The following is a 12225-nucleotide window of genomic DNA, read 5'->3' on the forward strand; positions in this document are numbered from 1 at the left end:
TCAACGCCTCCGGCGATCTGGCCACCAACGCCCACCTGCTCAAGTACGACACCACCCACGGCCGCTTTGCGACCTCCGTCGAAACCGAAGGCGACAACGTCATCATCATCGACGGCAAGAAGATCCCGTTCTACTCCACCAAGGATCCGAAGGGCGTCAACTGGGGTTCCCACGGCGTGGACGTGCTGCTCGAGTGCACCGGCGCCTACACCACCAAGGCCAAGGCCCAGGCGCTGCTCGACCAGGGCGCCAAGCGCGTGCTGATCTCCGCCCCGGGCGGTGACGACGTGGACACCACCATCGTCATGGGCGTCAACGAAGAAGCGCTGCGTGCCGACATGACCGTCGTCTCCAACGCCTCCTGCACCACCAACTGCCTGGCCCCGGTCGCCAAGATCCTGGCCGACAGCGTCGGCATCAAGCAGGGCCTGATGACCACCATCCACGCCTACACCAACGACCAGGTGACCGTGGACGTCCGTCACAAGGATCTGCGCCGCGCCCGCGCCGCCGCCGCCAACATCATCCCGACCAAGACCGGCGCCGCCAAGGCCGTCGGCCTGGTGCTGCCGCAGCTGGTTGGCAAGGTCGATGGCTTCGCCCTGCGCGTGCCGACCATCAACGTCTCGCTGGTGGATCTCACCTTCACCGCCGAGCGCGCCACCACCAAGGAAGAAATCAACGCGCTGATGACCGCCGCGGCCAACGGCCCGCTGAAGGGCATCCTGGCCGTCAACAACGAGCCGCTGGTGTCCTCCGACTTCAACCACACCACCGTCTCCTCCACCTTCGACGCCACCCAGACCCGCGTCATCAAGGGTGAAGACGGCTCCGTGCTGGTCAAGGTGCTGGCCTGGTACGACAACGAGTGGGGCTACTCCTGCCGCATGCTCGACGCGGCCCGCGCCTACGTCAACGCCAAGTAAGCCTGTTGTTTCGACGCCCCGCCTGCGCGGGGCGTTTTTCATTCCGAAGCCTCGAAGAACATCATCATGCAAGTCAAGAAACTCACCGATCTCGACGTCAAGGGCAAGCGTGTCTTCATCCGTGCCGACCTGAACGTGCCCCAGGACGACGCCGGCAACATCACCGAAGACACCCGCATCCGCGCCTCCATCCCGTCCATCAAGTACGCCGTCGAAGGCGGCGCCGCGGTCATGGTCACCTCCCACCTGGGGCGTCCGACCGAAGGCGAGCTGAAGGCCGACGACACCCTCGCGCCGGTCGCCGTGCGCCTGGGCCAGCTGCTGGGCAAGCCCGTTCGCCTGATCCAGAACTGGGTCGACGGTGGCTTCGAAGTCGCCGCCGGCGAAGTCGTGCTGCTCGAAAACTGCCGCTGCAACAAGGGCGAGAAGAAGGACAACGAAGAGCTCGCCAAGAAGATGGCCGCCCTGTGCGACATCTACGTGAACGACGCCTTCGGCACCGCCCACCGCGCCGAAGCCACCACCCACGGCATCGCCCGCTTCGCCCCCGTGGCCTGCGCCGGCATCCTGATGGGCGCCGAGATCGACGCGCTGGGCAAGGCCCTGGGCAACCCGGCCCGCCCGCTGGTCGCCATCGTCGGCGGCTCCAAGGTGTCGTCCAAGCTGACCATCCTCAAGTCGCTGGCCGACAAGGTGGACCAGCTGATCGTTGGCGGCGGCATCGCCAACACCTTCCTGCTGGCCTCCGGCAAGCGCATTGGCGAATCCCTGGCCGAGCCCGATCTGGTCAAGGAAGCCCACGCGATCATGGACATCATGAAGGAACGCGGCGCCGAAGTCCCCCTGCCGACCGACGTGGTGGTGGCCGACGAAGTCTCCGCCCTGGCCCGCGCCAACAAGATCTCCGTCGATGACGTGGCCGCCCACGACCGCATCCTCGACATCGGCCCGAAGAGCGCCGCGCGCCTGGGCGAGATCATCGCCAACGCCGGCACCATCGTCTGGAACGGCCCGGTCGGCGTGTTCGAGCTGCCCCAGTTCGCCGGCGGCACCAAGATGATGGCCTCCGCCATCGCCCACTCCGAAGCCTTCTCCATCGCTGGCGGCGGCGACACCCTGGCGGCCATCGCCAAGTTCCACATCGCCGACGACGTGGGCTACATTTCCACCGGCGGCGGCGCCTTCCTCGAGTTCCTCGAAGGCAAGACCCTGCCGGCCATCGCGGCCCTCGAAGAGCGCTACAAGGACTGATCCGGCCCTGCCGGCTCACCCTTTTCCAGACGGCCTTCGGGCCGTTTGGCATTTTTGGAGGCGTAACCCTACACAGGCGGGGCTTTCGTGCCGATAATCAGCTCATCGTCCTGCCAGCCTCGCCGTCGCCGACAACCCGGCGGGGTGCTACAACGTCCATGCCGATCCCGGTCAGTACCCTGATAGGTTCGCCCCGTCGACTCATCACCGCCATCGTGATGTTTGTCGCGCTGGACCTCAGCGTGCTGATGATCAACCTGTGGCTGGCCAACCAGATCGCCCAGGATGCTGTCGCGATCAACCTGGCCGGGCGCCAGCGGATGCTCTCCCAGCAGACCACCAAGGCGCTGCTCCTCACCACCCGCGCCACCACCCCGAACGAAGTCAACGCAGCAGCCCAGGAGGTGGACCTCGCCTTCGGGCTGTTCGAGCGCACCCTGTTGGCCTTCGCCGACGGCGGCCAGACCACCGGGGGCGACGATGCGCCGGTCACCCTGCAGGCCGTGGAGGGCGAGGCCGCCGAGGTCGTGGCCCGGGCCCGGACACTCATCACGCCAGTGCGTGGCTTGCTGCCCGCCGCAGCCACCGCACAGGAGGGGCGCGCCTATACCGCTGCGGCCGATTACATGGTGGGCAACAACCGGGAGATCCTGGCGCTGATGAACAGGCTCACCACCGCCCTCGAACACGACTCGGTGCGCCGCTCGCGGGATCTGCGGGCGATCCAGACCGGCGCCTTCGTGCTGGCGCTGGGCAATTTCCTGGTGATCGTGCTGGGGATGCTGCGCCGGCACCGGCAGATGGAGAAGGAGAGCGAACGCTGGCGCGAGATGGCCCGCCATGATCCGCTGACCGGCCTCGCCAACCGCAAGGCCTTCACCGAAACCGGGCTGGGCATCCTGGCCCGTGCGCGGGTCGACGGCTCGGCCGGCGCGGTGCTGGTGATCGACCTGGATGGCTTCAAGCCGATCAACGACCGCTTCGGTCACGCCACCGGCGACCAGGTGCTGGTGCAGCTGGCGGCACGCCTGGAATCCACCGCCCGCACCACCGATCTGGTGGCGCGTCTGGGGGGCGACGAGTTCGCGATCCTGTGCCCCAACCTCCACGACCCGGAGCACATCGGGCAGTTCTGCAACCGGCTGGTGGCGGCCATTGGCGACATTCCCGACGACATCTGCCCGGGCAACGCCCTCGGGGCCAGCATCGGCATCGCCACCTACCCGAAGGATGGTTACGACCTGCACCACATCCTCGGCCAGGCCGACCGGGCGATGTACGCCGCCAAGCAGGCCGGCGGGAGCCGCTGGAAGCTGGCCTGATACGCCCGATTACTGCTGGGCTTCGCGGCGGATCTTCCAGTCGCTGCCGTCCTTCACCCACTCTAGGCGCTTGCGGCCGGCGTCGCTGTAGTTGCCGGACTTGTAGCGCTGCTCGAAGGTGACCACCACCACATTGCCTTCCAGCTTGAAGCTGGGGGCATCCACCTGGACGCGGATGTCGCCCTTCTTGTCGAGCTTCACCCGGCGGTCGGCCTCCCAGGCGCTACGGGCGCGCTTGTCGGCGGGCACGAAGTCGGCGCCATAGAAAGCCAGATAGCGGTTGGTGTCCTTGGCTTCCCAGGCCTGCCGCCAGGATTCCAGCCGGCTCGCGACGGCCTTGGTCGCATCGGCATCGACTGCGGCCGGCTTCGCTGCCGGGGCTGGGGCCGCTGCCGGGGCCGGAGCAACGGCTGGCGCGGCCTTCGGGGCGCTCGCCACCACGGCCGGCGCGGGTGCCGGTGCGGGGGCCGCCACGACAGCCGCGGGCTTGACCGGCGCGGCCGGCGCGCTGGTGGTCGCGACGGTCTGGTTGGAACCGAGCATGGTGTGATGCTGGCGCAGGGTCAGGTTGCCGGGCTCCAGGGCCAGGCCCTTCTCGAAGGCCTGACGGGCGGCCTTCGAGTCGTTGCGGGCCAGGTACACCACACCCAGGGTGTCGTAGAGGCTGGCCCGGTTGCCGTCCTTGGCCACCGCACGTTCGGCGAGCTTGAGGGCTTCGTCCAGCTTCACCTTCTGGCTGGCCAGCACGAAGGCCAGATTGTTCATGATGCGCACATCTTCGGGGTCGATCTTCAGGGCTTCCCGGTAGGCGGCTTCGGCCTCGGGCAGGCGCTTCATCTTTTCAAACGCGATGCCGCGCAGGGCGTGGGGGTAGGCGCTCCTGGGCGCCAGCGCGCTGGCGCGGGTATAGGCGTCGATGGCCTGGTCGCCCTTGCCGAGGGCCAGGAGGGCGTCGCCGCGGCCGATCATGGCGCCGGCAAAATCCTTGCGCAGCGTGAGCGCCTTGTCGAAGGCGGCGAGCGCCCGGTCGGCCTGACTCAGGCGCAGGGCCACGAGGCCCTGGGCGTGGAGCGCGAAGGGGTTGTTCGGATCACGGCGGACGGCCTCGTCGAGCACCCGGGAGGCTTCCTCGATCTTGCCGTCGGCCGACAGGGCGAGGCCGAGCCCCAGGTGGGCGGCGGCCATCTCGGGGTGCTGCTTGAGCACGTCCCGCAGCACCGCGGCGGCCTGGGCCGGCTTCTTGAGTTTTTCAAGGTACAGCGCGGCAAGATCCAGCTTGAGCTGCACGAGGCCGGGCTGGCCGGCAATCGCGGCGCGGTAGCTCTCCTCCGCCTCGGTCGTCAGGCCGAGCTCCACCAGCAGCTTGGCCTGGGCCTGCAGCACATTGGCCTGACCGGGCGCCATGGCCACGGCGCTGCTCATCCAGTCCCGGGCCAGCTTCGACTTGCCTGCTGCGTGGGTTGCAGCAGCCAGCCCGAGCATGGCCTCGACGGAGCGGGGATTGAGCTTGTAAGCGTCGCCGAAATATTTTTCGGCCTGCTCGAACTGACGGGCGGCGAGTGCCTGCTGCCCCTTGTTGAGCGCCTCGAGATCGGACCGGCCGGGGGCTGCCGTGAGCGGGTTCTGGGGCGTGGTGAGGAGCACTTCGGCGCTGGCGGTAGCCGCCAGCATGGCCAGGCCTGCACCAGTCAGAACGGCAGAGAGGGAACGGGTTCGATACATGACAACCTCGGGTGCGAATGGCGGGGTGCGGAACCGGATATTCACGGTTCACGGACGTTCGGCAGACGATAGCCGAGGCCCGCGTCCCGGACGAATGCATACGTCACGGCCTGCAGCAGGCCACGCCGACTGTTTGGGGACGATCGAGATTTAATTGGTGACAGCGGCGGGTCGATGCCTCCCGGCTGCTGCCAGAAAAGGCGAAAAGGGGGCGAGCCCCCTTTTCGCGATACCGTTACCGGCCCTGCTTCGGCGAGGTGACGCGGCAAGCCCGCACCACCTCGGCCCGCAATCAGGACTTGCGGCGACGGACGAGCGACAGACCGGCCAGGCCCAGGGCGCCCAGGGCCATGCTGGTGGGCTCAGGGATCTTGGCTTCGATGATGTCCTGGCTCAGGGCGTTGCCCCAGTTGGTCAGCTTGTAGCTGGCGGTGGCGGGGTCACCATCAGCCAGGGCGGTCAGGTAGATCCAGGCCTGGTCGAGGGCTTCGCTCTCGGTCACGGAGCCGGTCTTGCCAGCCCAGTTCTGCAGGGCGCCACCGAACAGGTCGCCGTCATCCAGGGCTTCCCACAGGGCGATCTGGAAACCAGCAACTTCAACGGCGCTGGTCGGGTTCACCAGGCTGAAGCTCTGGTTGTAAAGGGTCTGCACGGCAGCCGGCACGGCGCCGGAGGGGCTGAACTCGAGGCCGGTGGTCACGGCATCGACGGACACGCCCTGCAGCAGCTCCGAGCAGAAGGCCAGGAAGGAGCCGCCAGTGGTCTGGTTGGCGACGTTGAAGACGCCGGTTTCGACGCTCTTCGACAGGCCGGAGACGTCCACCGTGAAGGCCAGCAGGGTGTTCACGTCCTGGTCCAGCAGCAGGGAGTCGGCGTGGGCGGAAGCGCTGGCCATCAGGCCGGCGGCGGCAAAGGCCAGGGCAGCCTTCTTCATGTTGGAGATTTGCATCATTTACTCGCTCCTACGTTAAAAAAGTGATTTCGGGTATTGCTTGATTCAGGTGCCTGGCCGGCCGGGCGAACCCGGCCGGGGCCAAGCGTTTTTTAGGCTGCTGCCAGGGCGAACTGCTGCTCTTCGTAGAGGTGGCTGAGCTGGCTCAGGGCAGCCACGGCGCTGTCGCTGACAGTCACCGGGGCAGCCACTTCACCCACCGCCACGGAAGCACCCAGCACCTCGTCGAGGCTGACATCGTTGCTCAGCAGCTCGGAGATGGTCGGCAGGGTGATCCCGGCCTGGGCGGCTTCGGCGGCATCGACGTTGAAATACACGTCAGTCATGTCCACCGAGCTGCCGTCAGCCAGGGTCGCGGTGCTGCGCTCGAGGTGCAGGTTGCCCTGCTCATCGACCGCCGGCAGGGCGAAGTACGAAACCGCCATGCTGGCCACACCGGCTTCCGACAGGCTCATCAGCTCGCCGGCGTCGGTCTGCTGATTGCTGTTGGCGTCACGCCACACGGAGAGGCTGGCAAAGGCCGCATCGCCGGCATCGACCACACCGTCACCGTTGCTGTCGAAGGACGCCAGCTTGGCGAAGCCCTGACCGGCACCGTTGCCGCCGAACAGCTCGTTGATGCCGTCAATCACACCGTTGCCGTTGGCGTCGATCGCCAGGAAGGCATCGCCGCTGGACAGCCAGCCGGAGCTGACGGCCACGCCGGTACCAAACAGGTCGAAGGTGCCATTGGCGTTTTCACGGCTGATCGTCTGGATGCCGTTACCGTCCAGGTCGATCACGATCGGGCACACACCAGCGTCGCGGCTGCTGTCGTACTGGCCCGACACCAGGGTGAACTTGTCGGTGTTGCCCTGGTTGTAGTACGTCGAGGACACACGGGCGACATCGCTGTCGGTGGTGTCGTAGGCGTTGCTGCCGACGTCCTTCGTGGTCCATTGGTAGCCAGTGGAGGACACGTTCTGGGTCTTGGCATTGCCCCACCAATCGTACGAACCGGTGTAGTAGTAGGCGTTGCTCTTGTCGAACTGCAGGCTGTACTGACCCGGATCCAGGTTGCTGAACTTGTAGCACCCGGCGGAATCGGTGGTCGTGGTGGCAATCACGGCACCTGCGGCGTTCAGCAGCTTGACCGTGACGTTGGCCACACCGCACTCACCGCTGTCCTGGATGCCGTCGCTGTCGCTGTCCAGCCAGACCTTGTCGCCAACGCTGGCCTTGCGATACAGGCCGGCATCCGCCTTCAGGAGGGACTGGCCCGCCGCCAGGGCGATGGTGCCGGTGTAGCCGGAGGCATTGACGGCGCTATCGGTGCCGTTCCAGCCGGCCTGATCCTGCTTGGTCACGTAGTAACCGGTCGGGGTCACCACCTGAACCTTGTAGTCACCGGCGGCGAGGTTGCTGAACAGGTAGTTGCCGCTCGCGTCGGTCGTGGCGGTGGCCACCACGGAGCCGGCGCTGTTGAGCAGCTTGACGGTCACGCCCTTGATGCCGGCTTCGCCGGAATCCTGGATACCGTTGAAGTTCTTGTCCTCCCACACCCGGTCACCAATGCTGGCCGCGGCGGCTGCGGGCTTGTAGAAGCCGGCATCGACGGTCAGGTTGTTGCTGCCCTGGGTCAGGGTGTAGAGCCCGGTGGTACCCGTCGAGTCGATGTCACTGTCGGTGGCATCGTTGCCGCCAGCATCCTTGGAGGTGATGGCGTAGCCGTTGGGGGTGACGACCTGGATCTTGTAGTCGCCCGCCGCCAGCTTCGAGAACAGGTAGCTACCCGTCGAGTCGGTCGTGGTGGTGGCAACCACCGAACCGGCACCGTTGAGCAGCTTGACGGTCACGCCGGCAATACCGGCTTCGCCCGCGTCCTGCACGCCGTTCTTGTTGGTGTCTTCCCACACCTTGTCGCCGATGGAGACGTCGGTGGCGCAGAAGGCGCTCGGGGTGCTGACCACGACTTGCTGGAGCTTGAAGTAGTCGTCGGTCTGGCCCGGGTTGGCCGCCACGATCAGCACGTTACCCGCCACGCCGCCGGCATTGAGCTCGGCCCAGCGGGCAGAGGTCAGGGTGCTGGCGCTTACCTCGGTGAAGCCCATGCTGGTGAGCACGGCGTCGCTGAGGGTGATGTGGCTGTCGAACGCGCCATTGACGGTGCCGATCCACACCTTGGCATCGCTGTCGCCGACCACGTAGCCCAGGTAGGCCTTGTCCACCACCACGGTCTGGGAGAACTCGAACAGCACGTAGTTGTCGCGGGTGCCGTTGTTGTCCACCGTGTGGGTGTTGCCGGAGCCGGTGCCTTCGCTGCTGTCGGTCACACCCAGGCCACCGCCGTAGGCGCCGAGGTAGGCCTTGGCCCACGCACCGGTCGTCTTGTCACGGCTGAAGGCACTGGCGTTCACCGAGATGCCGTTGTTGCTGTAGCACAGGAGGTTGCCATCGGTGCCGTCGGTCGCGGTGTTGCCGGTGAAGTCGAAGCACGCGGTGACGGGCTTGACGGTCAGGCCGGCGTCCCAGGTCAGATCGTTCTCACCGGATTCGAGGGTGGTCTGGATGGTGGTGCCAACCGTACCGCCGCCGTTGATGGTGACCAGACTGACGTTGTCGATGATGCCGCCAACGCTGTCGTCGTCGCCCGCTTGCTCACGGAACTCCAGGCGGCTGCTGGCATCGGCCGCAGTCACGGTGAAGGTGTACTTGGTGAGCGCGGTCGAGGTCGGATCGATGGTGGCGATCTTCACCCCTTCCCAGAACACTTCCACGGTGTTGGTGGAAGCAGCGTAGCCGGCACGCTGGGCCACATCGACGGAGAGCTGGTAGCTCTGGCCGGCGACGGTGGTGATGTCCTGATAGACGCCGGTGACCGTGTTGGTCTTGTTGGCATCCAGTTCGAGCACCATGGCACCGGTAACGGCGGAGACGCCGTAGGCACCCGCGGTGTTCACCTCGATGTAGTCACCATTGCCGCACCAGCCGGTCGTGCCGTTCTCGAAGCTGCCGTTGGTGATGAGGTTGGTGGTGCCGATGACGGTGGTGCCACCGACGTCGGAATCCACCGCGTCGTTGCTGCCGACATCCTTGGTCGTGAAGGTGTAGCCGGTGGGGGCCACGAACTGCACGGAGTAGGTGCCCGGCATCAGGTCCTTGAAGACGTAGTTGCCGTTGATGTCGGTCAGGGTGGTGGCCACAACAGCGCCAGCCGCGTTGAGCAGCTTGACGGTGATGCCCGGCACGCCGGATTCGGTGGCGTCCTGGATACCGTTGTTGTTGCAGTCAGCCCAGACCTTGTCACCGATGGAAGCCTTCTGGTACAGGCCCGCATCCCACGACAGATCGTTCTCGTTGGCCGAGAGGGTCGTCGTGATGGTCTTGCCGGTGGTCGGATCAAAGTCGCTGTCGGTGGCGTCGTTGCCGCCCTGGTCCTTGGCGCTGATGAAGTAGCCAGTCGGCGCCACCACCTGGGCCGAGTAGTCACCCGGGGTCAGGTTGGTGAAGAGGTAGTTGCCGTTGGCGTCGGTGGTGGTGGTCGCAACCACGGAACCGGCGCTGTTGAGCAGCTTCACGGTGACACCGGAGAGACCGGCTTCGCCCGCGTCCTGAACACCGTTGGCGTTCTTGTCCAGCCACACCTTGTCGCCGTAAGAGGCGGCCACGACCGGAGCAACCAGGCCAGCGTCCCAGCTCAGGTCGTTTTCACCCGAGTCGAGGGTCGTCAGCACGGTCTTGCCGGTAGTCGCATCCACGTCGCTGTCGGTCAGGTCGGTGGCCGAGGCGGAATCCTTCGTGGTGAAGGTGTAGCCGGTCGGCGCCACAACCTGGACGGCGTAGCTGCCCGGGATGAGGTTGCTGAACAGGTAGTTGCCCGAGGCGTCGGTCGTCGCCGTGGCGACCACGTTGCCGAGGGCATCCAGCAGCTTGACGGTCACGCCGGAAACACCGGCTTCGCCCGAGTCCTGCACGCCGTTCTTGTTGCTGTCGAGCCAGACCTTGTCACCCAGCGAGGCGGTCTTGTAGATGCCCGCATCCCAGGAGAGGTCGGTTTCGCCGGCGCTGAGGGTGGTGTTGATGGTCTTGCCGGTGGTCGGATCGATGTCGCTGTCGGTGGCGTCGTTGCCACCCTGATCCTTGCCGGTCACCACGTAGCCAGCCGGCGCCGTCACCTGGATCGCGTAGTCGCCCGGGGCGAGGCTGCTGAACAGGTAGTTGCCGTTGGCGTCGGTGGCGGTGGTGGAGACTACGTTGCCGGTGCTGTCGAGCAGCTTCACGGTCACGCCGGAAACACCGGCTTCGCCCGCGTCCTGCACGCCGTTGGCGTTGGTGTCGAGCCACACCTTGTCACCGATGGCGGCGGTGCGCTCATCGACGAAGTCGTTGCCGGTGCTGGACTGGCCCGGGGTCAGCGTCACGGAGATGCTGTTCGGGTTGCCGCCATCCTTGTCGGACACGTCGATGTAGCCGGTCTTGTTGGTCTCGACCACGCTGTACGAACCCGCCGGCACGTTGGTGAAGACATAGTTGCCATTCACGTCGGTGGTGGTGGTCGCGATGATGGCGCCGGTGGTCGGGTTGACCAGGGCAACGGTCACGCCGGCAATGGGGGCATCGCCAGTGTTGTTGTTGTCCAGATCCTCACGCACGGTGCCGCTGATGTTGCCGGTGTTGGCCACGATGCCGGCGTCCCAGCTGCGGTCGGACTCGCCGGAGTCGAGCACGGTCTGGATGGTCTTGCCGGTGGTGGTGTCGGCGTCGCTGTCGGTCAGGTCGGTGCCCGCGGCGGCGTCCTTCGTGGTGAAGGCGTAGCCGGCCGGCAGGGTGGCCTTGTCGAACTGCACGCTGTAGGTGCCGGGCTTCAGACCGGAGAACAGGTAGTTGCCGCTGGCGTCGGTGGTGGTGCTGGTCACCGCGTTGCCGGCGGCGTCGAGCAGGGTCACCTTGACGCCGGTGACGCCGGCTTCGCCCGCGTCCTGCACGCCGTTGCTGTTGCTGTCGAGCCAGACCTTGTCGCCCAGTTCAGCCAGCTTGTACAGGCCGGCATCCACGTTCGGGTTGTTCTGACCCGAGACGAGGGTGACGTTGGCGGACTGACCGGTGCTGTTCACATCCGAGTCGGTCGCTTCGTTGGCGCCCTGGTCCTGACCGGTCACCACGTAGCCAGCCGGGGCCTGCACGGCCACCGAGTAGGTGCCGGGGGTCACGGTGAAGCTGTAGTTGCCGTTGGTGTCAGTGGTGGTGGTGCTGATCGGGGTGCCGGTGGCGTCCTTCAGCACGACGGTGACGCCAGCGATGCCGGCTTCGCCCGCGTCCTGCACGCCGTTGGCGTTGGTGTCTTCCCAGACCTTGTCGCCCAGGGTGGCGGGACGCTCGTCGACGAAGTCGTTGCCGGTGCTGGACTGGCCCGGGGTCAGCGTCACGGAGATGCTGTTGGGGTTGCCACCATCCTTGTCGCCAACATCGGTGTAACCCGGCTTGTTGGTTTCGACCACGTTGTACGTACCTGCCGGCACACCGGTGAAGGTGTAGTTGCCATTCACGTCGGTGGTGGTGGTGGCAACAACCAGGCCGGTGGTGGCGTTGATCAGGGCAACGGTGACGCCAGCGATCGGGGTGTCGCCGGTGTTGTTGTTGTCGTTGTCTTCGCGCACGGTGCCGCTGATGGCGCCCGGCAGACGTTCGTCAACAAAGTTGTTGCCGCTGTTGGTGCTGCCCGGGGTGACGGTGACCGCGATGCTGTTCAGGTCGCCGCCGTCCTTGTCGGACACGTCGGTGTAGCCCGGCTTGTTGGTCTCTTGCACCACGTAGTTGCCCGGGGGCACGCCGTTGAAGCTGTAGTTGCCGCTGGCGTCAGTGGTGGTGGTGGAGATGACGGTGCCGCTGACCGGGTCCTTGAGCACCACGGTGACGCCCGCCAGCGGGGTGTCGCCGACGTTGTCGTTGTTGGTGTCTTCGAGCACGGTGCCGGTGATGGCGCCCGGGCTGGCGATGATGCCGGCGTCCCAGGTGCGATCGGACTCGCCGGAGTCGAGCACGGTCTGGATGGTCTTGCCGGTGGTGGTGTCGG

The 12225-nt window shown here is 66.2% G+C and carries 6 protein-coding genes; 3 read left to right on the forward strand and 3 right to left on the reverse strand.

The features are described 5' to 3' along the window. The 3 genes from gap to Q0672_RS19165 form a co-directional block, all read left to right on the forward strand. A partial coding sequence (gene gap / locus Q0672_RS19155; RefSeq protein ID WP_298624803.1) for a type I glyceraldehyde-3-phosphate dehydrogenase occupies positions 1 to 926 on the forward strand: 926 nt, incomplete at its 5' end. 66 nt (positions 927 to 992) lie between these two features. Continuing rightward, positions 993 to 2177, forward strand: coding sequence for a phosphoglycerate kinase (locus Q0672_RS19160; RefSeq protein WP_153159984.1), 1185 nt, complete (start codon positions 993 to 995; stop codon positions 2175 to 2177). Between the two features lie 158 nt (positions 2178 to 2335). After that, complete coding sequence (locus Q0672_RS19165) at positions 2336 to 3499, forward strand: diguanylate cyclase (RefSeq protein WP_298624806.1); 1164 nt, start codon at positions 2336 to 2338, stop codon at positions 3497 to 3499. Between the two features lie 9 nt (positions 3500 to 3508). Here Q0672_RS19165 and Q0672_RS19170 read toward each other — a convergent pair whose 3' ends face one another. The 3 genes from Q0672_RS19170 to Q0672_RS19180 form a co-directional block, all read right to left on the reverse strand. Then, complete coding sequence (locus Q0672_RS19170) at positions 3509 to 5221, reverse strand: tetratricopeptide repeat protein (protein WP_298624808.1); 1713 nt, start codon at positions 5219 to 5221, stop codon at positions 3509 to 3511. A gap of 292 nt (positions 5222 to 5513) precedes the next feature. Beyond that, entirely contained in the window at positions 5514 to 6173 is a 660-nt protein-coding gene (locus tag Q0672_RS19175; protein ID WP_284187214.1) for a PEP-CTERM sorting domain-containing protein, read from the reverse strand. A gap of 92 nt (positions 6174 to 6265) precedes the next feature. Continuing rightward, positions 6266 to 12225, reverse strand: a 5960-nt coding sequence (locus Q0672_RS19180) for an SdrD B-like domain-containing protein (RefSeq protein ID WP_298624811.1), incomplete at its 5' end; no start/stop codon positions are given.

It is taken from the genome of uncultured Zoogloea sp. (assembly GCF_937894855.1).
Taxonomy (GTDB): Bacteria; Pseudomonadota; Gammaproteobacteria; order Burkholderiales; family Rhodocyclaceae; genus Zoogloea; species Zoogloea oryzae.

Bases quoted from the DNA above. Each gene is read 5' to 3' on its own strand.
- Q0672_RS19160 (WP_153159984.1), top strand. From the start codon at position 993: ATGCAAGTCAAGAAACTCACCGATCTCGACGTCAAGGGCAAGCGTGTC.
- Q0672_RS19165 (WP_298624806.1), top strand. From the start codon at position 2,336: ATGCCGATCCCGGTCAGTACCCTGATAGGTTCGCCCCGTCGACTCATC.
- Q0672_RS19170 (WP_298624808.1), bottom strand. From the start codon at position 5,221: ATGTATCGAACCCGTTCCCTCTCTGCCGTTCTGACTGGTGCAGGCCTG.
- Q0672_RS19175 (WP_284187214.1), bottom strand. From the start codon at position 6,173: ATGATGCAAATCTCCAACATGAAGAAGGCTGCCCTGGCCTTTGCCGCC.